Raw genomic sequence first — 22602 nt, forward strand, 5'->3', positions numbered from 1 at the left:
TCCGGATCAGGCCGCGCCGAGCCGGGTGCGGAGGGAGTCCGCGAACTCCTCCGCGCGGGCCAGTTGGGCGCGGAGTTCGGCGACGCGTTCCGCCGCGGCGGTCTCGTAGCGGCGGACGCGGGCGAGGAGGGCGGCCCGCTCGGCGGGTTCGAGGGCGGTGTCGGTGTCCGGGCGGTCGGCGGAGAGGCGGTCGACGGCCGTGAGGAGTTCGCGGGTCTCGTCGAGGGTGAAGCCGAGGGGCTTCATGCGGCGGACGACCATCAGCCGGGACACGTCCGCGTCCGTGTAGAGGGGGAAGCCGCCGGGCGAGGCCGCGGACGGGACGACCAGGCCGTTGTCCTCGTACTGGCGGATGGTCCGCAGGGGCAGTTCGGTACGTGCGGCGACCTCGCCGATCTGCATGGGCCGACCGGTCATGCGTACTGCGCTCACGCGTCTGGTCCTTCCTCGTGCGGGGCTCCCCGGGGCGTACGGGCTCCCTCAGGGCGCGGCTCCCGGGCATTACATACCATTCGTCCTAACTTCAGCACTTATGAGAGCTGGAAATGCGGCGAAACGCCTGCTCGTCGGCCGTCCGTTGGACAGCGGACGGCTCGGGGAGACCCTGCTGCCCAAGCGGGTCGCCCTGCCGGTCTTCTGCAGCGACCCGCTCTCCTCGGTCGCCTACGCCACCGAGGAGATCCTGCTGATCCTCGCTCTCGGCGGCCTCGCCGTGCTCCATCTGGCCTGGTACGCGGCGGTCGGCATCGTCGTGCTGCTCCTGGTCGTCGTCGCCTCCTACCGGCAGACCTGCTACGCCTACCCGGGCGGCGGCGGGGCCTATGTCGTCTCCGCCGAGAACCTCGGGCAGCGGGCGGCGCTCACCGCCGCCTCCGCGCTGCTCATCGACTACGTGATGACCGTCGCCGTCTCCGTCGTCTCCGGGGTCGCCGCCATCACCTCCGCCGTGCCCTCGCTCGACGGGCACGCCGTGGCCCTGTCGGTGTTCTTCGTGGTGGTCCTCGCCTGGATGAACCTGCGCGGGGTGCGCGAGTCGGGGCGCTGGTTCGCCGTCCCCACGTACGCCTTCATCGCCGTCGTCTACCTGATGTTCGCCGTGGCAGCCGTCCGGATGGCGACGGGCGCGACGATCCGCGCCGAGTCCGCGGCCCTGCCCGTGGAGAAGGTCTCCACCTATTCGGGGCTCGCGCTCGTGCTCCTCGCGCTGCGTGCCTTCGCCTCCGGCTGCACCGCGCTGACCGGCGTCGAGGCCGTCAGCAACGGCGTGCCGGCCTTCGAGAAGCCGAAGAGCCGCAACGCCGCCATGACGCTCGCGATCATGGGCGGGCTCTCGGCGACCATGTTCCTCGGGATCACCGTGCTCGCCATGGTCTACGAGGTCCACGTCGCGGAGGACCCCACGGAGCTCGGGCTCGCCCCCGGCACCCCGATGTCCACCGCGCTCGCCCAGATCGGCCGGGCCACCTTCGGCGACTGGCACGTCCTGTTCTACGCGCTCCAGGCCGTCACCGCGGGCGTCCTGATCCTGGCGGCCAACACCGCCTTCAACGGCTTCCCGATGCTCGCCTCGGTCCTCGGCCGGGACCGCTACGCGCCCCGCCAGCTCATCCACCGCGGCGACCGGCTCGTCTACTCCAACGGCATCGTCCTCCTCGCGCTCGTCGCCATCGCCCTGATCGTGGCCTTCGACGCGCAGCTGACCCGCCTCATCCAGCTGTACATCATCGGCGTCTTCGTCTCCTTCACCCTTTCCCAGGCGGGCATGGTCAAGCACTGGCGGCGAGAACTCGCCACCCGTGCCGGAGCCGCCCCCGCCCCCTTCGGGGCTGCCCCCGCCGGAGCCGCCGAGCGCCGCCGCATCCGCCGCCGCCTCGCCATCAACGCCTTCGGCGCCTGTCTGACGGCGGTCGTCCTCGTCATCGTCCTCATCACCAAGTTCACCCACGGCGCCTGGCTCGTCGTCCTCGCGATGCCCCTGCTCTACGCCGGGATGAAGGCCGTGCGGCAGCACTACGACACCGTCGCCGCCGAGGTCGCGGTCGCCCCCGGGGAGCGGCCCCGCACGCTCGCCGAGAACCACATCCTGCTCCTGGTGTCCTCCGTCAACGCGCCGAGCCTGCTGGCGCTGTCGTACGCGAAGACCCTGCGGCCCGACTCGCTCACCGCCGTCACCGTCGCCGAGGACCCGGCGGAGGCGGAGGTGCTCCGCGCGGCCTGGGAGGCGCACGGCATCGACGTGCCGCTGCGGGTGCTCAGCTCCCCGTACCGCTCGATCGTCCATCCCGTCATGCAGCACGTCCGGGAGGCGCCCGAGCGGAGGGGGGACTCGGTGATCTCGGTGGTCATCCCCGAGTACGTGGTCGGGCACTGGTGGGAGCAGTCGCTGCACAACCAGAGCGCGCTGCGCCTCAAGACCCGTCTGCTGTTCATGAAGAACGTCGTGGTCATCGACGTGCCGTACCGGCTCGCCTCCGCACGCGAGCTGGCCGCCGAGCGGGCCGGGACCCCCTCGGCCTGATGCGGAGGACAGGCCCGGGGCCTCAGGGCCAGACCAGGCAGTACGGCTGGTGTCCCGCCTCGTGGAGGCGGACCGAGAAGTCCTGCCACTCGTGGAGGAGCTGGTAGACGTCGAAGGCGTCGCGCGGGCCGCCGCGGTCCGGGACGGTCGACCAGATGAAGGCGGCGGCGCCGACCGACTCCTCGCCGATCCCGCGCAGCGGGTCGACGACGGTCATCGGCAGCTTCACCACCGCGTAGTCGGGGTGGAGGACGACCAGCTCCAGCGGCGGCACCTTGTGCAGGGGCATGCCCTGGATGCCGGTGAGGACCATGGCCGCTATCGTCTCGGGCTTGATCTTGGTGAACATGCCGCCCATGCCGAGCTCGTCCCCGCCGAGCTCCTCGGGGCGCATCGAGATCGGGACCTGGGCCGCCGTGGCGCTGTTGGGCGCGCCGAAGTACTTGTACGTCACCCCCAAGCTCCGGCCCCCGGTCGTCGGGGCCGATTCCGCCACGGGCTCCGGGTCCGGCCGGTGATCGGCAGCGGTCGGCTCCTCCGCTCGCCTGCGCCGGTGCCTTCCCCGCCGGGCAGACTCCGGACCCAGGTCGCCCGTCCCCTCGCCCGGTCCGCCACCGCGATGCATATCTCCACCCGACTGCTTTTTCTCGGCAACACGACCCCGCCGCGCAACCCGATCATCGTGTCAGTGACCTCCCCCGCGTTCGTACGGTGAAACACCTGTCCGCAAGAACGCCGTGGCCTCTGACACCATGGATTCCGTGAGTCATCCCTATGTCGCCCCAGTTTCGCAGACGCGGAGGGCGGGCGTCCCGGCGTAATACAGAGGATGCTCACCGTCGTCCCTCCGTTCCCGATGTCGTGCCCGAAGTCGTTCTCGCAGGTCAGGATCACAGTGCCGTATTCATACGAAGCCCCAGTCTCACAGACGCTTTTCGACCGCGCTTCCCTCGTGACGCCCGGCGGCGTGAACTCACCGGTGCGTGCCTTCCGGGCCGTGGGCGGAACGCCCCGGTTCATGGTGTCCGGTTCCGGTCCGTACCTCACCGACGCCGACGGTCGTGAGTACGTCGACCTCGTCTGCTCGTGGGGACCGATGATTCTCGGCCACGCGCACCCCGAGGTCACCGCCGCCGTGCAGGCCGCCGTGGCCCGCGGCACCTCCTTCGGCACGCCCGGCGAGGGCGAGGTCGCGCTCGGCGAGGAGATCGTCGCGCGGATCGAGCCGGTCGAGCAGGTGCGTCTGGTCTCCTCCGGTACGGAGGCCACGATGTCCGCGATCCGGCTCGCCCGCGGGTTCACCGGGCGCGCGAAGGTCGTCAAGTTCGCGGGCTGCTACCACGGCCACGTGGACGCGCTGCTCGCCGCGGCCGGCTCCGGTCTGGCCACCTTCGGCCTGCCGGACACGCCCGGCGTGACCGGTGCCCAGGCCGGCGACACGATCGTGCTGCCGTACAACGACCTGGACGCGGTGCGGGCCGCCTTCGCCGCGCACCCGGGCGAGATCGCCTGTGTGATCACCGAGGCCTCGCCGGGCAACATGGGCGTCGTCCCGCCGGTGGCCGGCTTCAACCAGGGCCTGGCGGACCTGTGCCGGGAGAACGGCGCGCTGTACATCTCCGACGAGGTGATGACCGGTTTCCGTACGAGCCGGGCCGGCTGGTACGGGGTCGACGGCGTGAAGCCCGACCTGATGACCTTCGGCAAGGTCATGGGCGGCGGCTTCCCGGCGGCGGCGTTCGGCGGCCGCGCGGACGTCATGGGGCACCTCGCCCCGGCCGGACCCGTCTACCAGGCGGGCACCCTCTCGGGTAACCCGGTCGCGACCGCCGCGGGCCTCGCGCAGCTGCGGCTGCTCGACGAGGCCGCGTACGAGAAGGTGAACGCGGTCTCGAAGGAGATCCAGGGCCTGGTCACGGGCGCGCTGGCCAAGGAGGGCGTGGCGCACCGGCTGCAGACCGCCTCCAACATGTTCTCGGTGTTCTTCACCGAGGACGAGGTGCGCAACTACGACGACGCGAAGAAGCAGGAGGCGTTCCGCTTCAACGCCTTCTTCCACTCGATGCTGGCCGACGGCGTGTACCTGCCGCCGTCCGCGTTCGAGTCCTGGTTCGTGTCGACCGCGCACGACGAGCGGGCGATCGAGCGGATCGCCGCCGCGCTGCCGGCCGCGGCCCGCGCCGCCGCCGAGGCCGCGGAGGTGCAGGCATGAGCGACATCACCGTCGTCCACCTGATGCGCCACGGCGAGGTCCACAACCCCGACGGCGTCCTGTACGGGCGTCGCGCCGGCTACCACCTCTCCGAGCTGGGCCGTCAGATGGCGGACCGGGTCGCCGAGCACCTGGCCGACCGGGACATCACGCACGTCGTGGCCTCCCCGCTGGAGCGGGCGCAGGAGACGGCGACGCCGATCGCCAAGACCCACGGTCTGGACCTGGCCACCGACGAGCGGCTGATCGAGGCGGCGAACGTCTTCGAGGGCAAGACGTTCGGCGTCGGTGACGGGGCGCTGAAGAAGCCGGCGAACTGGAAGCACCTGACCAACCCGTTCAAGCCGTCCTGGGGCGAGCCGTACGTCGAGCAGGTCGTCCGCATGATGGGCGCGCTCGACGCGGCGAAGGACGCGGCCCGCGGCCACGAGGCGGTCTGCGTCAGCCACCAGCTGCCGATCTGGATCGTCCGCAGCTTCGTGGAGAAGCGGCGGCTCTGGCACGACCCGCGGCGCCGGCAGTGCACGCTGGCCTCGCTGACCTCGTTCACGTACCGGGGCGACAAGATCGTCTCGGTCGGGTACAGCGAGCCGGCCCGGGACCTCGTCCCCGCCCACCTCCTGGCGGGCGCGAAGCCGGTCAAGGGCAAGTCGAAGGCCTTCGGGGCGTAGTCCCGGGAGCCGGAAGGGCGTGGCCCTCAGGAGCCGGAAGGGCCAGGCCTCTGGAAGCCGAAGGGCCAGGCCTCTGGAAGCCGAAGGGCCAGGCCTCTGGAAGCCGAAGGGCCAGGCCTCCGGAAGCCGAAGGGCGAGGCCCCCGGAAGTCGAAGGGCCTGGCCCCCGGAGGTCGAAGGGCCTGCCCCCCCGGAGGCCGAAGAGCCTGGCCCCCGGAGGTCGGAAGGCGAGTCCCCCGGAGGTCGGAGGGCCAGTCCCCGGAATCTTCACCGTGCTGACCAGGGATCCCCACTGGACAGCGCGGTGCCGGAGCGCCACAGTTCAGGGCGGTCGGATGATGTTCATGTCATCCGGCCGCCTAAAATTTTTATGTGATTTTCCGGAACCTCCGTGTTCCTCCCGGCATCTCACTCATTGTCGGTTTGGATGACGTTTCGGTCATACGTCAGCGCGAATGGGGATGTCATGCGCGGGATCAGCGGGATCAGTCGAAGGGGGCTGCTCGGGGCGGGCGTTGGGGCCGCCGCGGCGATGGGGCTCGCCGCATGTGGGGGCGGAGAACAGGACAAGACGGGACGATCCGGACCCGGCAAGGGGGGTGACGTCTCGGCGGACCCGGGCACGCCCACCCCGACCAAGGACGACGCCCGGCTCATCGGCGACGGTTCCACCGCCGACACCGGCAAGCAGCCGCACCAGCCCGACGCCCCCGTCCCGCTCGAACCCGGCCAGACCCCTCCCCAGTTCGTGGTCTTCTCCTGGGACGGCGCCGGCGAGGTCGGCAACGGCCTCTTCCCGCGCTTCCTCGAACTCGCGAAGAACAACGACGCGGCCATGACCTTCTTCCTCTCCGGGATCTACCTCCTCCCCGAGTCGAAGAAGCACCTCTACCGCCCGCCGAACAACCCCGTCGGCGCCTCCGACATCGGCTACCTCACCGACGGGCACATCAAGGAGACCCTGAAGTACGTCCGGCAGGCCTGGCTCGAAGGCCACGAGATCGGCACCCACTTCAACGGGCACTTCTGCGGCGGCTCCGGCTCCGTCGGCAACTGGACCCCCGGCCAGTGGCAGAACGAGATCGACCAGGCGACGAAGTTCGTCACCGAATGGAAGACCAACAGCGGCTGGACCGACCTCGACCCGCTGCCCTTCGACTACTCCAAGGAGCTCGTCGGCGGCCGCACCCCCTGCCTCCTCGGCCAGGACAACCTGCTCCCCACCGCCAAGCGCCTCGGCTGGCGCTACGACGCCAGCTCGCCCGGCGGCCGCCAGACCTGGCCCGTCAAGCGCCAGGGAATCTGGGACCTGCCGCTCCAGGCCGTGCCCTTCCCCGGGCACTCCTTCGAAGTCCTCTCCATGGACTACAACATGCTCGCCAACCAGTCGAAGAACACGACCAAGGGCATGCCCTCGCGCTATCCCGGCTGGCGGCAGCAGGCGGCCGAGGCGTACCTTTCCGGCTTCACGCGCGCGTACGAGTCGAATCGCGCGCCTTTCTTCATCGGCAACCACTTCGAGCAGTGGAACGGCGGCATCTACATGGACGCCGTCGAAGAGGCGCTCAAGGGAATGGCCGGAAAGAAGGAGGTGCGGCTCGTCTCCTTCAAGCAGTTCGTGGACTGGCTCGACGTCCAGGACCCGAAGATCCTGGAGAAGCTGCGCTCGCTGGAGGTCGGACAGAAGCCCGCGGGTGGCTGGAACGCATTCCTCCGGCCGGACGCCCCGACCCCCACGTCCACCCCGACCGCTTAGGCGATCTTGACAAGGGGCTTTACGGGCACGTAGGGGGGTGCCCAAGATCCCCCAAACGCCCATGCGAAACTTTTCACATGAGCCTTAGCCGTGCCCCTCGTCGCACCCGGCGCACCCTGGTCGCCGTCGGAATGCTGTCCGCCGCCGCCCTCACGCTCTCGGCCTGCGGCGGCGACAACAACGGCAAGTCCGGCGGCGGTGGCAACACCAACTTCGTGACCAACACGGGTGGCATCTCCACCGCCGCCAAGGGCGAGCGCACGGCCCCGAACGAGATCGCCGGCGAAACCCTCGAAGGCAAGCGGCTCGACGTCGCCGACCTCAAGGGCAAGGTCGTCGTCCTCAACGTCTGGGGCTCCTGGTGTCCCCCGTGCCGCGCCGAGGCCCCGCACTTCGCGAAGGTCGCCAAGGACCTCAAGGACCAGGGCGTCGAGTTCGTGGGAATCAACACGCGCGACTTCAACAAGCAGCCGGCCGTCGCCTTCGAAGAGGACTACGGGATCCCCTACCCCAGCCTCTACGACCCCCAGGGCAAGCTGATCCTCAACGGCTTCCCCAAGGGCACCCTCAGCCTCCAGGGCATCCCCTCCACCGTCGTCCTCGACAAGGAGGGCAAGATCGCCGCCCGCTCCCTCATGGCGCTCGACGAGAAGAAGCTCCGCTCGATGATCGAGCCGCTCCTCAAGGAGAAGTGAGCCGGTGAACGAGACCGTCACCAGCGGAGCCCTGCTGCTCGCCCTGCCCCTCGCGGTCCTCGGCGGCCTCGTCTCCTTCTTCTCGCCGTGCGTGCTGCCGCTCGTCCCCGGCTACCTCTCGTACGTGACCGGCGTCACCGGCACCGACCTCGCCGAGAGCCGCCGCGGCCGGATGACCGCCGGTGCCGTCCTCTTCGTCGTCGGCTTCACCGCCGTGTTCGTCTCCGGCGGCGCGCTCTTCGGCTACTTCGGGTCGACGCTCCAGGAGTACCGCGAGACGCTCACCAAGGTCCTCGGCGTGCTCATGATCCTCATGGGCGTGTTCTTCCTCGGCCTGATGCCCTGGTTCACCCAGCGCGAGTTCCGCTTCCACAAGAAGCCCGTCGCCGGACTGATCGGCGCCCCGCTCCTCGGCGCGCTCTTCGGCATCGGCTGGACCCCGTGCATCGGCCCGACGCTCGCCTCGGTCCAGGCGCTCGCCTTCGACCAGGCCAGCGCGGGCCGCGGGGCGGTCCTCGCCTTCGCGTACTGCCTCGGCCTCGGCGTACCGTTCGTGCTTGCCGCCATCGCCTTCCGCAAGGCGCTCGGCGCCTTCGGATGGGTCAAGAAGCACTATGTGTGGGTCATGCGGATCGGCGGCGGCATGATGATCGTCACCGGTGTTCTGCTCCTCACGGGCGCGTGGGACTCCATGGTGGCCACGATGCAGAGCTGGTCCAGCGGTTTCACGGTGGGGATCTGAGTTCCATGAGCAAGACCGATACGACAGGGCAGCAGGGACTGTCGACCGCGCCGCGCGAGGAGAGCGCCGACGACACGGTCGTCGGCGGCCCCGCCCTCGGGGTGATCGGCTGGATCCGCTGGTTCTGGCGGCAGCTGACCTCCATGCGGGTCGCGCTGATCCTGCTGTTCATGCTCTCCCTGGGCGCCGTCCCCGGCTCGCTCATCCCGCAGAACAGCGCGGACGAGCTGAAGGTGCAGACCTTCAAGGAAGCCCACAAGACGCTCACCCCGCTGTACGAGAAGCTCCAGTTCTTCGACGTCTACAGCTCGGTGTGGTTCTCCGCGATCTACATCCTGCTGTTCGTCTCCCTCATCGGCTGCATCGTGCCCCGCAGCTGGCAGTTCGTCGGCCAGCTCCGCAGCCGCCCGCCGGGCGCCCCCCGGCGCCTCGACCGGCTCCCCGCGTACACCACCTGGCGCACCGGGGCCGAGCCCGAGCAGGTCCGCGAGGCCGCGCTCGGCGTCCTCAAGGGGCGCCGCTTCCGCGCCCACCGCGCCGGGGACGCGGTCGCCGCCGAGAAGGGCTACCTCCGCGAGGCCGGGAACCTGGTCTTCCACGTCGCCCTGATCGTGATGCTCGTCGCCTTCGCCTGGGGCCAGCTCTTCAAGTCCGAGGGCGGCAAGCTGATCGTCGAGGGCGACGGCTTCTCCAACACGCTCACCCAGTACGACGACTTCAAGTCCGGTTCCCAGTTCGGCACCGACGACCTGGAGCCGTTCAGCTTCACCCTGAACTCCTTCACCGGCACGTACGAGAAGAACGGCCCCCAGCGCGGCACCCCGCGCACCTTCGAGGCGGACGTCACCTACTCGCAGGACGGCGGCAAGGACAAGAAGGCGGTCATCCGGGTCAACGAGCCGCTCATCGTGGGCGACTCCAAGGTCTATCTGATCGCCCACGGGTACGCGCCCGTCGTCACCGTCAGGGACGGCCGCGGCAAGACCGTCTACCACGGTGCCGTGCCGATGCTGCCGATCGACAACAACATCACGTCGACCGGCGCCATCAAGGTGATGGACGGCTACCGCGACAAGAACGGCAAGAAGGAGCAGCTGGGCTTCCAGGCCTTCTTCGTGCCGACCTTCGCGGGCGCCGGCAAGGGCACGATGTTCTCGCAGTTCCCCGCGCTCGACTTCCCCGTCATGGCGCTCACCGGCTTCCACGGCGACCTGCGCGTGAACTCCGGCCTGCCGCAGAACGTGTACCAGCTCGACAAGTCCAAGATGAAGCAGTTCATGGACAAGTCCGGCAACAAGCTCGCGCAGCGCATGCTGCCCGGCGAGACCATGACGCTGCCCGACGGCGCCGGCTCGATCACCTTCGAGAAGGACGTCAAGGAGTGGGCGAGCTTCCAGATCTCGCAGCAGCCCGGAGGCGGGCTCGCCCTCACGGGCGCGATCGCCGCGATCGCAGGCCTGGCCGGTTCGCTGTTCATCCAGCGGCGCCGGGTCTGGGTCCGGGCCGTGCGCGGTGAGGACGGCGTGACGGTCGTCGAGATGGCCGGCCTCGGCCGGAGCGAGTCCGCCAAGCTGCCGGAGGAGCTGGGCGACCTCGCGGTCGCGCTCACCCTCCAGGCTCCGCCCGCCGCGGAAGAAACCGCAGAAGACCCTGCCCCTTCTGGAGAGGCCGACAAGTGATCCTCGCCGCCACTGCGACCAACGAGAGCCTGGCGCGGATGAGCGACCTGCTCATCTACTCCTCGATGGCCGTCTACACCCTGGCCTTCTTCGCCCACATCGCCGAGTGGGTGTTCGGCAGCCGCAGCAAGGTCGGCCGCACCGCCGCCGCGCTCACCCGGCAGGCCGCCCCGGGCGCCGCCCCGGCCGTGACCGTGCAGGTCAAGCAGGCCGGCGGGACCGCCGTCCTCGACAAGCCGAAGGTCGTCACCCGCTCCGCGGCCGGCACCCGGGACGTGCCGGACGGTCCCGGCGCCGCCGGCGGCACCGTCCAGGGCGACCTGTACGGCCGCATCGCCGTCTCGCTCACCGTCCTCGCCTTCCTGGTCGAGGCGGCGGGCGTGGTCAGCCGGGCGCTGTCCGTGCAGCGGGCCCCCTGGGGCAACATGTACGAGTTCTCCACCACCTTCTCCACGGTGGCGGTCGGCGCGTACCTCGGCTTCCTCGTCGCCAAGAAGAACGTCCGCTGGATCGGCCTCCCCCTGGTCACGACCGTCCTGCTCGACCTGGGCATGGCCGTCACCTGGCTGAAGACCCCCAGCGACCAGCTGGTCCCGGCGCTCGACTCGTACTGGCTGTGGATCCACGTCTCCACCGCGATCTTCTGCGGCGCGGTCTTCTACCTCGGCGCGGTCGCGACCCTGCTGTACCTCTTCCGCGACTCGTACGAGAACAAGCTCGCGACCGGCGGGAACCCCGGCTCCTTCGCCCGCTCCGTGCTGGAGCGGCTGCCCGCGGCGGCCTCGCTCGACAAGTTCGCCTACCGGGTCAACGCGGCCGTCTTCCCGCTCTGGACCTTCACGATCATCGCCGGCGCGATCTGGGCCGGTGACGCGTGGGGCCGCTACTGGGGCTGGGACGCCAAGGAGGTCTGGTCCTTCATCACCTGGGTCGGTTACGCGGCGTACCTGCACGCGCGCGCGACGGCCGGCTGGAAGGGGCGGAAGGCCGCGTACATCGCGCTCATCGCCTTCGGCTGCTTCCTCTTCAACTACTACGGCGTCAACATCTTCGTCAGCAGCAAGCACTCGTACGCGGGCGTCTGAGCTCGCGGGTGACGGGCCCCGGGGCCACGCTGGAGGTATGAGCGAGATCCCCCGGGGCAGGAGCGAGACCCACGACGGCGACGCGCACCTGCTGCGGTTCGTGGTGGACCTTCCGCATCCCGTACCGATGGTCTGGGCGGCCGTCGCCTCGCCCGAGGGCCTGCCGGGCTGGCTCTGCGAGGCGGACCCGCTGGAGCCGCGGCTCGGCGGGAGGGTCACCCTCCGCTGGCTGAACAGTTCGACCGAGGTCTCCGGGCACGTGACCGCCTGGGACCCCGACGTCGTGGCCGAGTACACGGTCGGCCCTTCGCACGGCCGGATCCGGTTCCATCTGGAACCGGGGTCCGACGGCGGAGGGTCGACCGTTCTGCGTTTCACCAACGAGGTGCGGGGCTCCCCGGAGTACCGGCTGGACTGCCTGGCGGGGTGGCACGAGCACTTCGAGCGGCTGCGGGACGCGCTGGACGGGCATCCGACGGACTGGCGGGACTGGTCGCCGGAGCGGTGGCGGCACCTGCGTGGCTTGTACGAGCGCGACGAGGCCGCCTGGCCCAAGTGGGTGCCGTAGGAGCGGGAGCCTCTGGCGCCGGCAGGGCGCGGGTCCGTTGTGCCCACCCGTTCCGCCCTGCGGAACGATTGCCCACAACGAGGTTCAGCCCTTCTTCGGCGGCAGGCACGTTTCTGTCGGCGGTGTGCCCTCCGGCCAGGCCATCTGGACGAAGCGCTGGGTGCCGTTCCGGGTGAGTTCCACGATGGGGACGGCCTTGTTGTAGGGGTTGCCGTAGTTGTCGAGGCAGATCCACCCGCTGGCGCCCTCGACGCGCAGGGAGCCCTTGACCTGGGGCCACTGGGTGCCGACGTCCTCCTTGGAGGGGTAGGCGGCGCCTTCCGGGGTGGCCTGGCGGATGGCGTGGACCGCGGTCGCCATGGCGTCGTACGCGATGATCGCCTGGCCGTCCGCGAGCGCGACGGGCCTGTCCTCGGGGGCGGCCTCGGCGATGTCCGCGACGAAGTCGGCGTAGGCCCGCTCGGAGCCGCCCGTGCGGGGGACCGCCCGGCCCGGAGCCGGCTTCCACGCGTCGGGGTGGGCGAGCGCCGCGTACCGCACGGTCAGCTTGCGCTGGAGGGCCTTGCGGTCGAGCTTCTCGTCGGCGCCCAGGTACGAGCCCTCGTCGCCGGTGAGGATCGTGAAGGCGCGGTCGACGCAGCCGCGGTCGCCGAGCGCGTTGATGAACTGGCGCAGCTGGGTGTGGCGGCCGGCGAAGAAGACGGTCTCGGCGCGGGTGTCGCAGATCAGGTGGGTGATGTTGGTGAAGGTGTTCGCCGTCGTGCCCTCCTGGGTGGGGTCGGGGGCGGAGGTGAACTCCTGCGGTTCCAGGGGCGCGTTCTTGAGGGACCTGGCGAAGGCGGCCTTCAGGGTGTCGACGTAGTGGTCGCCGCCGCGGGTGTCCTGGACGAGGAGCGCCTTGGCGGCGTCGACCCGGCCGAAGTGGGCGAGCGCGCTGGCCTCGTCGCTGTTGGTGGGGGAGACGCGGGCGAGACCGGGGAAGGGTTTGCGGCCGGGGCCGTTGGCGATGTCGTCGGCGGTGATGGTGGTGCCGACGACGGCGATCCTGGCCTTGGTGAGGACGCCGACGGCCTCCCGCATCTCGCCGGACGAGGTGGCGATGCCGGAGACGGCCCGCAGCCGTTCGGGGCCGTCGGCCATGCCGATGAGCTGGTCGACGGTGGTGCGCCAGTGGGCGTTGCCCCGGCCGGTGTTGGCGAGGACGAGGCGGATGGTGGGCCGCTGCCCGTTGGACTCCTGGTTGGCCCGGCGCTGGTAGGCGTACGCGCCCTGCACCTCGTGCAGGACCTTGATGCGCATCCCGGCGTCGGGGGAGGACAGGGGGAGGAGGACGGCGACGGTGACGTACTCGCCGGCCTTGAGCGTGGCGTTCTCGTCGCGGATGCTCGCGGCGACGTCCTTGAGGTCGGCGAAGCCGAAGTCGTGGCCGGTGCCGTTGACGCCGACGCACTCCTCGCTGCCGACGGGGCGGGCCACGCCCGGGGCGCAGGAACGGTCCTCCGGGCGGGTGAGCCGGGCGAAGCCGTAACCGCCGAGGCCGAGGACGACGGAGGCCGTGACGAGCGAGGCGACGAGCTTCTGGCGGGGGGTGCGGACGCGTCGGCTGAGGGCGTTGGGCATGGCGTCAGACTCCGTTCTCACGGCCGGGCGGCAGCGACGGCTCCCGCCAGGCACGGATGTCGCGCGGCCAGTGGCCTGCCGCGTCCCAGAGTGGACCGCTGCCGGTCAGATGGCGGCCGGAGAGCCGGCGCAGTTCGTGCGCGAGCAGCTCGGCGACCTCGTCGTCGGGCAGTGCGAGCGGATCGGTGAGCAGCCATACGGCGTGCAGCAGGCGCCGTACGGACAGGTGGAGCGCGGTGGTGTCGGGGTCGAGGCCGTCGGGCAGGGGGCCGGGCGGTCCCTCGCCGAGGGCGACCGCCCGGCGCGGGTCGGGGCCCGGGCGGTCGCGCTCGCGCGGGTAGGGGGCGGCGGCGATGAAGCGGAGCCGGCCGAGCCAGCCGAGGACGTCCTGCTCGGGGAAGGTCTCCCGCAGGTGGGTGACGGCCTCCTCGGTGCGGCCGAGGGCGAGGGCGTGGTGGAGGCGGTACGGGCCGGGGGCCGGGCCGTAGTGCCGGTAGAGGGTCTCGTGGACGGCGTGCCAGGCGGCGTACCGGGGGTGGTCGCCGTCCTCGAAGCGGAGCCGGTACAGGAGCAGGGCGCGCAGCAGCGGGTCGGCGACGAAGTGGCCGGGGCCCTCGCTCCAGTTCTCGGCGCGCAACTGGTCGCGGACCCGCAGCGCCACGTCCCCGTCGAGGGACTCGGCCTGGAGCCGGGCGTGGGCGAGCATCCGGGCGGACTCCTCGTCGTGGGTGGCGGCGAGGACGGCGTACGGCCCGGGGCGGCGGACCGGCAGGAGTTCGGCGAGGAGCGTGGGGGCGACGGGCACCGGCGGGGCGTCCTCGCGCAGCTCCACGGTCAGGTCGAGGAGCCGGCCCGGGGTGAGGCCGGCCCGCAGTCCGGCGGGGACCTCGCCGGCGGCCCGGCCGAGGAGGGCGACGCCGAGGGGGCGGCCGCCGGTGAGGCGGTGGACGGCGCGGGCGAGTTCGGCGGGGGTGCGGCCGGCCGGGTCGTGGTGGTCGAAGGCGGACCGGGTCTGGGCGGGGGAGAGCGGGGTCAGTTCGACGGCGAGGATGCCGGAGCCGACGCTGGTCCCGCGCGGGCAGGGTGCCCGGTGCGCGGTCTCGGGCAGCCGGGTGCGGGTGGCCTGGCGCAGTCCCTCGTGGTCGCGGGCCCGGGAGGTGGCGAGGACGACGACCTTGTCGCGGCGGCCCTCGGCGCGGGCGCGCAGGATCGGTTCGACGAGCTGCCGGCCGAGCGGTTCGTGGGCGTTGTCGAGGAGGAGCAGGGGCCTGCCGACGCGGCTGCCGCGGCGGAGGCCGGTGTAGGCGGTCAGCAGGTCCTCGGTGAGGGCGCCGACGAGGAAGTCCTCGGCCTCGCGGCGGCGCCGGCCCTCGTACTCGAAGTCGATGGCGAGCTGCTGGAGTCCGGCCTTGCCGCGTCCGCCGGCGTTGCGGTAGCTGCCGTACCAGCTCTCGGAGGAGCGCTGGAGGCGGCCGAAGACCTCTTCGAGGACGGTCTCCACGGTCGCCTCGGCGAGCAGTCCGGCGAGCGGGGCGGCGGCGTCGGCGAAGGTGGCGGCGAGCTTGGTGAGGACCTTGCCGACCCAGTTCCCGGCGGCGCCGCGGGTCGCGTCGACGGTCGCGAGGAGCGGTCCGAGCCGCTGGAGGTCGCGCCGGGCCCGCTCGTCGTCCTCCTGTGACCAGGCGAGCGAGGCGACCGCGACGAGGCCGAGCGAGAGCCGGGGGAACCGCACGGGCCGGGCGGCGAGCACCTTCGGCGACAGCTGTACGGCCAGCTCGGCGAGCGCGCCGGTGACCGGGGTCCAGCCGGGGCCGTGGTCGGCGGGCGGCTCGACGTGGGCGCAGTCGAGGAGGGCGAGCGGGGTGTACCCCTTGTAGCGGTTGCGGACCTCCTTGAGCAGCGCGGTCTTCCCCATGCCGCGCCCGCCGGTGAAGACCGTCACCGGCGGGTCGTCCCCGTGCTCGTACGTGCCCCGCGCGGCACCCTGCCGGCCGAGCCCGACGAGCCGGGCGGCGAGCCCGTCGTCGTCGAGGACCGCCTCGCGGCCGTACAGCTCCCTGTCCACCCGCACCCCCCTGCTTCCCCACGAGATGTGCCCCGTCACATCGTCAATTCCAGGATATCGACAGGGTGTTGGGAAGTAGCCAGGCTTTTCGTTCTTCTCTTGGGCGGGTGCCTTCGAGGGGGGCTCCGGGACAGAAGGGGTCATGGCCTGTTGGGGCCAGCCGGAAGGTGTTCCGCGGGTCGTCGGCGCCGCGCAGGATGGTGATCGCCGCCGGGGAAGCCCGACGGAGCGAGAGGCTCCGGCCTCCCGCAGGAACCCGCTCGCGCATCCTTCCCACCGGAGATCTGTCATGTCTATGTCACGGAAGCGTCGGTCCCGCCACGCCGTTCTCGCCGGCGCCGGCCTCCTCGCCGCGGCCGCCGTCTACGGCGTGGGCCAGCAGGCCGTCGCCTCCGCGACCGACGCCCCGACGGCCTCCGCGGCGGCCCCGGCCACCACCGGAGCGGCGACGCCGAGGGCCACGCCGGCGGCCCCGTCCGCCACCGCCACCGCCGCCGCCCCCGTACGGACGCCCGCTCCCGTACGGACGAAGGCGCCGGCGCGGACGACGGCACCGACGACCGCCCCGGCCACCCCCCGGCCGGCCGCGACGCCCGGCACCCCCGCGGGCAGCGGGAAGCCCGCCCCGGCGCTCGACCCGGTCCGACTCCCGGACAGTGCCCGGCAGCAGTGGAAGCCCATGGGCGAGGTCAAGTCCCTGCCGCTCGCCGGGGAGTTCCAGCTCAACGAGTGCGTGTCCCTCGACCGTGCCACCGCCTGGCACCAGCAGGGCTTCCTCGGCACCACCCGCGACATCATCGCAGTCCAGGACACCCTCGCCTTCCCCGACGAGGCCACCGCGAAGGCCGCGTACCGCGCCACCGTCGACGCGATGAACACCTGCGAGGCCACCAGCCGCGCACTCCAGAAGCGGAACGCCCTCCCCCAGGACGCCGCCGTACGCCAGACGGCGACGACCGCCGACGGCACGGCCTGGCAGCGTCGCTGGACCGGCGTCCAGGGCCTCTCGTCCCCCGGCGACCAGGCCAACCACGTCTACGCCGTCCAGCACGGCCGGGAACTCGCGCTCCTGCACTTCGACGAGGTGGCCTCCGAATCCGCCGCGCCCTCCTACGACTTCCGAGGGGACACCGCCGTCCTGCGGACCCTCGGCGCACAGCTCGACAAGTGATCCCGAGCGGATCAGCCCCCTTCCCCACCCCTTTCCAGGAGACACCTGTGTCCGTCAACCGTTCCGTCGTCCGCGCCGCCGCCACCCTCGCCCTCGCGGGCCTCGCCGGCGCCGCCCTCACCGCCGCCCCCGCCCAGGCCGCGACCAGCACCGTCACGACCCTCGCGACCGCCACGACGGCGGACTCCGCGGTCGGCGGCTACATCACGCGAACGGAGATCATCGAGCGCGCCAAGTACTGGCTCGGCAAGAGCATCACGTACAACCAGGGCGGCTCGTACCCCGACTCCGACGGCCGGTACTACCGCACGGACTGCTCGGGATACGTGTCGATGGCCTGGCACCTGTCGACCAGCCTCAACACCGTCGGCATCGGGGACAGCGCCGACACCTACGGGATCACGTGGGACCAGCTGAAGCCGGGTGACGTCCTCAACAGCTACTACGACCACGTCATCCTCTTCGACAAGTGGGAGGACGCCGCCAGGACCACGTTCTCGTACTACAGCTTCGGCTCGACCCCCGTGAAGCACGTCACCGGCATGTCCCGCTACGCCTCCACCATCGACGGGCACCCGAACGGCGACTACAAGCCGCTCCGTTACAAGAAGGCCATCGACGGCGGCACCGACGGCATCGGCATGTGGGACCCGTCGAACCACTACTTCCACCTGCGCAACGCCGCCAACGCGGGCGGCAACGACGCCGGCGACTTCGTCTTCGGCGCCACGGGCATGGTCCCGCTGGCCGGCGACTGGGACGGCGTCGGCACCGACGGCGTCGGCATGTACGACCCGTCGAACCACATGTTCTACCTGCGCAACTCGGCGAACGCCGGCGGCAACAGCTACGAGGTCAACTTCGGCAGCATCGGCGACATCCCGGTCATGGGCGACTGGGACGGCAACGGCACGGTCACCGTCGGCGTGTGGCGCCCCTCGAACCACACCTTCTACCTGAAGAACTCCAACACCAGCGGTGTGGCGGACAAGTCCTTCGTCTACGGCGGCGACGGCATGATCCCGCTGGCCGGCGACTGGGACGGCGTCGGCGCGGACGGCATCGGCATGTACGACCCGGCCACCCGCATGGTCTACCTGCGCAACGCCACCAGCGCCGGCGGCAACGACTTCGAGTTCCAGTACGGCACCGTCGGCCACAAGCCGGTCGTCGGCGACTTCGACGGCGACGGCAAGGACACGGTCGCGGTGTGGATGCCGAGCACCCACGTCTTCTCGATCAACAACCAGAACACCAACAACGTCGCCGACTACGAGTTCAACTTCGGCGGGGACGGCATGATCCCGGTCGCCGGCGACTGGGACGGCAAGTAGGACCCCCGGGCCTGACCTACAGGCCCTCACGGCGGCGCCGGGCCCCCCGTCCCGGCGCCGCCGCCCCGCGCCTCCTTCCTCCCTCCCACGCACCGAGGTCCCGCCATGAAGTCCCTCTCCTCCCGTCTGTCCACGCTCGCCCTCGCCGCGGGCACCCTCCTCGCCTCCCTGACGCTCGGCACCGGGCAGGCCACCGCCGCGTCCGCCGCCACCTGGGACAAGCTCGCCCAGTGCGAGAGCGGCGGCAACTGGTCCCTCAACACCGGCAACGGCTACTACGGCGGCATCCAGTTCAGCCTGAGCACCTGGCAGTCCATGGGCGGCACCCAGTACGCCGCGTACCCCCACCAGGCGACCCGCGAGGAGCAGATCCTCGTCGGCGAGAAGCTCCTCGACCTGTACGGCGAGAACCAGTGGCCCGTCTGCGGCCCCCAGGTCGGCCTCGGCTCCGACCCCGCCGACCCGGTCTTCGCCCGCCAGGACGGCATCGGCATGTGGGACCCGTCGAACCACTACTTCCACCTGCGCAACACCGCCAACGCGGGCGGCAACGACGCCGGCGACTTCGTCTTCGGCGCCACGGGCATGAAGCCCCTCACGGGCAACTGGGACGGTGTCGGAGGCGACGGCGTCGGCATGTACGACCCGGCCACGCACACCTTCTACCTGCGCAACTCGCCCAACGCCGGCGGCAACAGCTACGAGGTCAACTTCGGCAGCATCGGCGACATCCCGGTCGTCGGCGACTGGGACGGCAACGGCACCGACACCATCGGCGTCTGGCGCCCCTCGAACCACACCTTCTACCTGAAGAACTCCAACACCAGCGGTGTGGCGGACAAGTCCTTCGTCTACGGCGACGACGGCATGATCCCGCTGGCCGGCGACTGGGACGGCGTCGGCGGAAGCGGAATCGGCATGTACGACCCCGCCACCCGCAAGGTCTACCTGCGCAACGCGCCGAACGCCGGCGGCAACGACTACGAGTTCGTGTACGGCACCGTCGGCCACAAGCCCGTCGTCGGCGACTTCGACCGGGACGGCAAGGACACGGTCGCCGTGTGGATGCCGAGCACCCACGTGTTCTCGATCAACAACCAGAACACCAACAACGACGCCGACTACGAGTTCAACTTCGGCGGGGACGGCATGATCCCGGTCGCCGGCGACTGGGACGGCAAGTAGGACCCCGGAGAGGTGCGGGGCGGGAGTCGTCTCCCGCCCCGCACCTCGTTCCGGCGGCTAGGGGAGCCAGCCCCGCTGGACCGCGCGGACACCCGCCTCGAAGCGGCTGCGCGCGCCCAGGCGCTCCATGAGCACGGTCGCCGTCCGGCGGGCGGTCCGGTGGGAGACGCCGAGACGCTTCGCGATCGCCTCGTCCGTCAGCCCGCTCGCGAGCAGCCGCAGCGTGGTGGCCTCGGTGTCGGTGAGCTCGCCGTCCTCCTCGGTCACCGGCTCGCCCAGCGGCTTCGCGCCCTCCCACACCGTCTCGAAGAGGGCGCAGAGCGCGGTGACGGTCCCCTGGCCGCTGATGACCACCGCGCCGGCCGCCGAATCGTCACTGCTGACCGGCATCACCGCGGTCGTGCGGTCGATGATGATCAGCCGCACGGGCAGGGTGGGGACGGTACGGGCCTGTCGGCCGAGCGTGCCGAGCCACTCCGCGTACGCCATGGTGTGCGGGCTGTTGCGGATGCTGTCCAGGTAGACGGTCCGCATCCGGACCCCGCGCTCCAGGAGGGCGACGTCGAGCGGCTTCGAGGCCTCCAGGTTCTCCTGCGACTGCGCGCCCTCGGGGGCGAAGATCATGACCTCTTCCCGGACCTGCCGGTGCAGCGAGGCCAGCCGGTCGCGGATCTCGTCCAGGCCGATCAGGTGCTCGACCCCCGACTCGGCGGTCTGCGGACGCAGCTGCGTGTACTCGGCGATGAGCTGCGCGGCGGCCGCGCGGCTCTCCTCGACCCGCTGCTGCTGGGCGAGCAGCTCGGCCTGCTGCCGGGCGAGCAGCAGCTCCAGCCCCACGTCCGGGCTCACGGCGCGCAGCGTCCCGGGGAAGTCGTACGAGGAGCGGACCAGGCCGATCTCACTGAGCCGGTCGAGCGCTCCCCGTACGTCCTCCTCCGCGAACCCGATCCTCGTCCCGATGGCGACGACCCCGTCGCCCGGATACGCCAGCATGGCGCGGTAGACGGACTCGGTCTTCTGGTCCAGTCCCAGCAGCGTGAGCATCCTGGAGGCCCCCCTCGCACGATGGTTGATCAACAGGGATCGTCGCACGACGTTCGTGATCTTGGCGGACCGGAGGGGGAGGTTGGCCGTTTCCGTCCAGGGCTGCAAGGGGCCACCGGGAGTTGTCGTGGAATCGCCTCCGATCTTGACACCCTGGCTCCCATGTACCTGATCCACGCCCAACTCGACCCGCCCGACGGAACGTTGATGCCCTGCGACGCCGCCGCGAGGGCCCTGCGGCTGGCCCGCCCCGAGGAGGGGGTCGAGCACGTCAGCGCCCATGCGCACGCGCCCCGCGGCCCCGTCCTCGGCGTCTACCTCCTCGCGGACTCGCTCGCCCAGGCCGAGGCCCGTACGGCGGCGCTCTGCGAGCGGCTCCTCACCCGGCACCCGGGCTTCACGGGCTGGTCGCTGCGGCGGGCCGAGGCCGCCTTCCTGGCCCCATTGGGTCATGGCCTCTTGGGGCCACCCGGCAGGCCTACCCGGGGCCCGGCCGGGCGAGCAGAGTAGGACGTGCCGAAGGGGCGAGGAGCTCCGGAGGCGACACCGGCCCGCGCCACCGCGGGGTACGAGGCCGGACCCGTTCCCACTCCGCATCACCCCGATCACCTCTGAAAGGCGCCTCCCATGACCAGCAGCATCCGTCCCGTCCGGACCACCGCGGTTCTCGTCTGCGCCCTCGCCGCCCTCCTGCTCCCCGCGGCGGCCGCGGAGGCCGCCCAGGACCAGCCCGCCCCCACCGTGGCGTCGGCGCAGCCCGTCACCGGCACCGTCACCGGCACCGACGACTTCGGCTGGCAGTAGGACGGGCGGGCGTCACCCGGCGGCGATGGCATCGAGCCGGCCGCGCAGGTACGCATGCGATTCGACGCCGCGGATGGTCGTCCCGGGCGTGCACTCGTAGAAGTAGACCAGCGACATCAGCTCCTCGGCGGGCGCGTCGGCCGGCGGCGGCAGCACACGGTGCCGACCGGACCGCCACCGCCCACCGGTCCACCCCGCCATCAGGTCGCCGATGTTGACGGTGAAGGCGGCCGGGTCGAACGGAGCGTCCTGCCACCCGGCACGGTCGCTGAACACCTGGAGTCCTCCCTTCCCCGCCTCCCGGTCGAGGACGGTGACCGTGCCGAAGTCCGTGTGCGGTCCGATACGGAACTGCCCGGGCTCCGGATCACCGGTCCGCTCCCGCCCCGGGTACCAGTTGACGTTGAAGCCGAAGGTGGGATGTCCGGTGTGCCGGGTGAAGAAGTCGCGCTCCTCGCCGAGCGCGACGCCGAGCAGGTCGAGCACCCGGTCGGAGAGCTCCTTCATGGCGGCCAGATAGGCCTCCACCAGGGGCTTTAGCTCGGGCACCTCGGCGGGCCACGTGTTGGGCAGGAACCACTCGGCGTCCACGGCGGGATCCCCGGTCGGCTCCTCGGCCGCGAAGGAGAGCGACTCCTTCAGATCGGGCGGGGTCGCCGTCCCCTCCGCGTACCCGTTGGCCTCAGCCCCCGGTCCGAGCCACCCCCGCCCCCCGACCCGCACGGCGTACGGCTCCTTGACGGCGGCGGGCAGATGGAAGAACCGCCGCGCGACCTCCCGAATCCCCGCCCGCAGTCCGGCATCGACCCCGTGCCCGCTGACGAGCAGGAACCCGGCCTCGCGCAGGGCACGGTCGACGGCGGGCAGCTGAGGGCCGGGGGCGCGGCCGAGGTCGATCGTGGGCAGGTTCGCTTCACTCATCGCCGATGTCCTCGTTCCAGAGCTCCGGGTTCCTGCCGATGAACTCCCGCATCAGCTCGACGCACTCGGAATCACCGAGCACGACGACCTCTACCCCGTGCTCCGCGAGCCACTCGTGCCCGCCGTGGAAGGTCTCCGCCTCCCCGACCACCACCCGCGAGATCCCGAACTGCCGCACCAGCCCCGAGCAGTACCAGCACGGCGACAGCGTCGTCACCATCGTCGTCCCCCGGTACGAGCGCTGCCGCCCGGCGGCCCGGAAGGCGTCGGTCTCGGCATGCGTGGACGGATCCCCGTCCTGCACGCGCCGATTGCGGCCTCGCCCGAGCAGTGTCCCGTCGGCGCCGTACAGCGCGGCTCCGATGGGGATCCCGCCCTCGGCGAGCCCGGCGCGGGCCTCGGCCAGGGCGGTCCCGAGCCACCGTCGTGCTTCTTCCTCGTCCATGCCGGAAGCCTTCCCCGGCGGGAGGCCGGGATCACCCGGGCCACTCCTCCGCAGGCCCCCATCGGCCCCGCCGATCGCCCCCATCGGC

The 22602-nt window shown here is 71.4% G+C and carries 21 protein-coding genes; 14 read left to right on the forward strand and 7 right to left on the reverse strand.

The features are described 5' to 3' along the window. Positions 1 to 6: 6 nt before the first annotated feature. Entirely contained in the window at positions 7 to 417 is a 411-nt protein-coding gene (locus ACH4TP_RS36065) for a MerR family transcriptional regulator (RefSeq protein ID WP_389228023.1), read from the reverse strand. A gap of 115 nt (positions 418 to 532) precedes the next feature. Here ACH4TP_RS36065 and ACH4TP_RS36070 point away from each other — a divergent pair, with 115 nt between their 5' ends. Next, positions 533 to 2518 carry an APC family permease gene (locus ACH4TP_RS36070; RefSeq protein ID WP_398440255.1) on the forward strand — a complete coding sequence of 662 codons (1986 nt, stop codon included), beginning with the start codon at positions 533 to 535 and terminating at the stop codon, positions 2516 to 2518. A 22-nt stretch (positions 2519 to 2540) separates the two neighbouring features. On the opposite strand, the gene ACH4TP_RS36075 is transcribed toward ACH4TP_RS36070, so the two are convergent. Further along, positions 2541 to 3143 carry a hypothetical protein gene (locus ACH4TP_RS36075; protein WP_398440256.1) on the reverse strand — a complete coding sequence of 201 codons (603 nt, stop codon included), beginning with the start codon at positions 3141 to 3143 and terminating at the stop codon, positions 2541 to 2543. Positions 3144 to 3374: 231 nt separating this feature from the next. Between ACH4TP_RS36075 and hemL the strand changes: the two genes are divergently transcribed. The 8 genes from hemL to ACH4TP_RS36115 all read left to right on the forward strand — a co-directional run bounded on the left by hemL (position 3375) and on the right by ACH4TP_RS36115 (position 11925). Continuing rightward, complete coding sequence (hemL, locus tag ACH4TP_RS36080; protein WP_389228026.1) at positions 3375 to 4730, forward strand: glutamate-1-semialdehyde 2,1-aminomutase; 1356 nt, start codon at positions 3375 to 3377, stop codon at positions 4728 to 4730. Further along, positions 4727 to 5401 carry a histidine phosphatase family protein gene (locus ACH4TP_RS36085; RefSeq protein WP_389227376.1) on the forward strand — a complete coding sequence of 225 codons (675 nt, stop codon included), beginning with the start codon at positions 4727 to 4729 and terminating at the stop codon, positions 5399 to 5401. Before hemL ends, ACH4TP_RS36085 begins: the two co-directional genes overlap by 4 nt. A 465-nt stretch (positions 5402 to 5866) precedes the next feature. After that, positions 5867 to 7156, forward strand: a complete 1290-nt coding sequence (locus ACH4TP_RS36090) for a hypothetical protein (RefSeq protein ID WP_389227379.1) — start codon at positions 5867 to 5869, stop codon at positions 7154 to 7156. A 77-nt stretch (positions 7157 to 7233) separates the two neighbouring features. After that, on the forward strand, positions 7234 to 7851 hold the full coding sequence (locus tag ACH4TP_RS36095) for a TlpA family protein disulfide reductase (protein ID WP_398188371.1): 618 nt from the start codon (positions 7234 to 7236) through the stop codon (positions 7849 to 7851). A gap of 4 nt (positions 7852 to 7855) precedes the next feature. Continuing rightward, a complete protein-coding gene (locus tag ACH4TP_RS36100; RefSeq protein WP_389227385.1) occupies positions 7856 to 8593 on the forward strand; it encodes a cytochrome c biogenesis CcdA family protein in 738 nt (245 codons plus the stop codon). 5 nt (positions 8594 to 8598) lie between these two features. Further along, complete coding sequence (locus ACH4TP_RS36105) at positions 8599 to 10272, forward strand: cytochrome c biogenesis protein ResB (RefSeq protein WP_398188368.1); 1674 nt, start codon at positions 8599 to 8601, stop codon at positions 10270 to 10272. Then, positions 10272 to 11357, forward strand: coding sequence for a c-type cytochrome biogenesis protein CcsB (gene ccsB, locus ACH4TP_RS36110; RefSeq protein ID WP_389228029.1), 1086 nt, complete (start codon positions 10272 to 10274; stop codon positions 11355 to 11357). The genes ACH4TP_RS36105 and ccsB overlap by 1 nt, the downstream gene beginning before the upstream one ends. A gap of 37 nt (positions 11358 to 11394) precedes the next feature. Next, the gene (locus tag ACH4TP_RS36115) at positions 11395 to 11925 is read left to right on the forward strand and encodes an SRPBCC domain-containing protein (RefSeq protein ID WP_398188365.1); all 531 of its coding nucleotides are present in this window, start codon (positions 11395 to 11397) and stop codon (positions 11923 to 11925) included. Between the two features lie 84 nt (positions 11926 to 12009). Here ACH4TP_RS36115 and ACH4TP_RS36120 read toward each other — a convergent pair whose 3' ends face one another. Then, positions 12010 to 13545: an ABC transporter substrate-binding protein gene (locus ACH4TP_RS36120; protein WP_398440257.1), complete on the reverse strand. Its 1536-nt coding sequence runs from the start codon at positions 13543 to 13545 to the stop codon at positions 12010 to 12012. A 4-nt stretch (positions 13546 to 13549) separates the two neighbouring features. After that, positions 13550 to 15610, reverse strand: coding sequence for a hypothetical protein (locus ACH4TP_RS36125; RefSeq protein WP_398188359.1), 2061 nt, complete (start codon positions 15608 to 15610; stop codon positions 13550 to 13552). A 289-nt stretch (positions 15611 to 15899) separates the two neighbouring features. On the opposite strand from ACH4TP_RS36125, the gene ACH4TP_RS36130 reads away from it, so the two are divergent. The 3 genes from ACH4TP_RS36130 to ACH4TP_RS36140 all read left to right on the forward strand — a co-directional run bounded on the left by ACH4TP_RS36130 (position 15900) and on the right by ACH4TP_RS36140 (position 19300). Beyond that, positions 15900 to 16781: a hypothetical protein gene (locus ACH4TP_RS36130; RefSeq protein WP_398440258.1), complete on the forward strand. Its 882-nt coding sequence runs from the start codon at positions 15900 to 15902 to the stop codon at positions 16779 to 16781. A gap of 47 nt (positions 16782 to 16828) precedes the next feature. Beyond that, the gene (locus ACH4TP_RS36135; RefSeq protein ID WP_389227403.1) at positions 16829 to 18115 is read left to right on the forward strand and encodes a hypothetical protein; all 1287 of its coding nucleotides are present in this window, start codon (positions 16829 to 16831) and stop codon (positions 18113 to 18115) included. Positions 18116 to 18220: 105 nt separating this feature from the next. After that, positions 18221 to 19300, forward strand: coding sequence for a transglycosylase family protein (locus tag ACH4TP_RS36140; protein ID WP_398188351.1), 1080 nt, complete (start codon positions 18221 to 18223; stop codon positions 19298 to 19300). Between the two features lie 57 nt (positions 19301 to 19357). Here ACH4TP_RS36140 and ACH4TP_RS36145 read toward each other — a convergent pair whose 3' ends face one another. Next, positions 19358 to 20344 (reverse strand): LuxR C-terminal-related transcriptional regulator, encoded by a 987-nt coding sequence (locus tag ACH4TP_RS36145; RefSeq protein ID WP_398440259.1) that lies wholly within the window; start codon positions 20342 to 20344, stop codon positions 19358 to 19360. A gap of 162 nt (positions 20345 to 20506) precedes the next feature. Between ACH4TP_RS36145 and ACH4TP_RS36150 the strand changes: the two genes are divergently transcribed. Both ACH4TP_RS36150 and ACH4TP_RS36155 read left to right on the forward strand, forming a co-directional pair. Continuing rightward, entirely contained in the window at positions 20507 to 20854 is a 348-nt protein-coding gene (locus tag ACH4TP_RS36150) for a hypothetical protein (RefSeq protein ID WP_398188345.1), read from the forward strand. Positions 20855 to 20971: 117 nt separating this feature from the next. Next, positions 20972 to 21148, forward strand: a complete 177-nt coding sequence (locus tag ACH4TP_RS36155; RefSeq protein ID WP_398440260.1) for a hypothetical protein — start codon at positions 20972 to 20974, stop codon at positions 21146 to 21148. Between the two features lie 12 nt (positions 21149 to 21160). On the opposite strand, the gene ACH4TP_RS36160 is transcribed toward ACH4TP_RS36155, so the two are convergent. Further along, complete coding sequence (locus ACH4TP_RS36160; protein WP_398440261.1) at positions 21161 to 22069, reverse strand: isopenicillin N synthase family dioxygenase; 909 nt, start codon at positions 22067 to 22069, stop codon at positions 21161 to 21163. Then, positions 22062 to 22514, reverse strand: a complete 453-nt coding sequence (locus tag ACH4TP_RS36165; protein WP_398440262.1) for a nucleoside deaminase — start codon at positions 22512 to 22514, stop codon at positions 22062 to 22064. The genes ACH4TP_RS36160 and ACH4TP_RS36165 overlap by 8 nt, the downstream gene beginning before the upstream one ends. Positions 22515 to 22602 lie beyond the last annotated feature (88 nt).

The organism is Streptomyces sp. NPDC021012 (assembly GCF_044333355.1).
In the GTDB taxonomy this organism is placed as follows: domain Bacteria; phylum Actinomycetota; class Actinomycetes; order Streptomycetales; family Streptomycetaceae; genus Streptomyces.